General features: G+C 61.8%; 2 protein-coding genes. Both read right to left on the minus strand.

Annotated features, from left to right (window positions below; all coding sequences use genetic code 11):
* The coding region (locus ABIE33_RS36185) for an aminotransferase class III-fold pyridoxal phosphate-dependent enzyme (protein WP_429133957.1) at positions 1-1,063 on the minus strand (1,063 nt) is incomplete at its 3' end.
* 47 nt (positions 1,064-1,110) lie between these two features.
* On the minus strand, positions 1,111-1,950 hold an 840-nt coding region (locus tag ABIE33_RS36190), incomplete at its 5' end, for an aldehyde dehydrogenase family protein (protein ID WP_429133959.1).

The following is a 1,950-nucleotide window of genomic DNA, read 5'->3' on the forward strand; positions in this document are numbered from 1 at the left end:
TACCGGCGTTTTCGATGAGACCGAGTTCGTCGATCAGCTCGAGATTGGCGATTCCGGCGGCAGCGCAGATCGGATGGGCGGAATAGGTCCAGCCGTGGCCGATGGCGCCGAGTTCGTCCGAGCCCTGGACCAGAACCTGCCAGACCTTGTCGGAAACGATCGTTCCCGAAAGCGGCGCATAGGCGGAGGTGAGGCCTTTGGCGATGGTGATGAGATCCGGCTTCATGCCGTAGTGGTCTGAACCGAACATCGTGCCGAGGCGGCCGAAGCCGGTCACGACCTCGTCGGCGACCAGCAGGATGTCGTATTTGGCAAGCACCGACTGGATCTTCTGCCAGTAGCCCTTCGGCGGCGGAACGATGCCGCCGGTGCCAAGGATCGGTTCGCCGATGAAGGCGGCAATGGTGTCGGGCCCTTCATTGACGATCATCTCCTCCAGCTTGTCGGCGCAATATTGCGAGAACTGTTCCTCGTCCATCGAACGGTCGGACCGGCGGAAATAATAGGGTGCCTCCGTGTGCAGGATCGGCGCGCGCGGCAGATCGAAGGCGTTGTGAAAGAGTGCAAGCCCGGTCAGCGATCCTGTCATCACGCCGGAGCCATGATAGCCGCGCCAGCGCGAGATGATCTTCTTTTTTTCCGGCCGTCCGAGAATGTTGTTGTAATACCAGATCAGCTTGATGTTGGTTTCGTTGGCGTCCGAACCGGAAAGCCCGAAATAGACGCGGGACATGCCCTGTGGTGCCCGGTCGATGATCATCTTGGACAGCGTGATCGATGCTTCGGTACCATGCCCGACATAGGCGTGATAGTAGGCCAGGTTCTTTGCCTGTTCGGCGATCGCGTCGGCGATCTTCTGGCGGCCATAGCCGACATTGACGCAGTAGAGACCGGCAAAGGCATCGAGACTGGTGCGCCCGTTGACGTCGGTGATGTAGACGCCCTCGCCGCCGGCAATCACCCGGGTCGGTGTCTCGCCGCGCGCATGCATGCCCATGTGGGTCGACGGATGGAAGAAATGGTCGCGGTCCCAAGCGGTCAGTTCGTTGTTGCGGTCGAGCATGATTTTGTCCTTATGCGTTCAGTCTTTGATGAGGTTGTATCGCGGCGTCAGGCCGTGGTGTCGATGCAGAGATATTTGAGCTCGGTGAAGGCCTCGAGCCCGTGTCTTGAGCCCTCGCGGCCGAGACCCGACTGTTTCCAGCCACCGAAGGGAACAGGGCCGCCGGTGATCTTGACCCGATTGATCGCCACCATGCCGTAGTCGAGCGCCCGACCGAGTCGCATCTGTCGTGCCCCGTTTTCGGTGACGAGGTAGGCGGCCAGGCCATATTCCGTGTCGTTGGCGCGGGCGACCACCTCCGCCTCGCTGTCAAAGGCCGTGACGGCGGCCACCGGGCCGAAGGTCTCTTCCCGCATGATCAGCGCGTCGTCTGGAACCTCGGTCAGCAGCGTCGGTTCGTAAAAGAGGGGACCCGCCTTATGTCGCCTGCCGCCACAGACCAGGGTCGCTCCGCGTTTCAATGCGTCGGCCACCTGCTCCTCCACCTTGGCGAAAGCACGCTCGTGCATCAGCGGGCCGATCTCGACGCCGGCATCCAAGCCGACTCCGACCTTCAGGTTGGCGATGCGCGCCGCGAAAGCTGCGTTGAAGGCCTTCAAGATCGAGCGCTCGACGTAGATCCGGTTGGCAGCCAGGCAGTCCTGGCCGGAGGTTGCGAACTTGGCGCTGATGGCGATGTCGACCGCTTTTTCGATATCCGTGTCGGCAAATACGATAAGCGGCGCGTGGCCGCCAAGCTCCATGACGAGGCGCTTCATCGTCGGCGCGCATTGGCCGGCAATCAACCGGCCGATCTCGGTGGACCCGGTAAAGCTCATGGCGCGCAAGCGCTTGTCCGCGCTCATCTGCCCAACGATCGTCGCGGCATCGCCGGTGACGACGTTGAA

Source organism: Ensifer sp. 4252 (assembly GCF_050434565.1).
In the GTDB taxonomy this organism is placed as follows: Bacteria; Pseudomonadota; Alphaproteobacteria; order Rhizobiales; family Rhizobiaceae; genus Ensifer.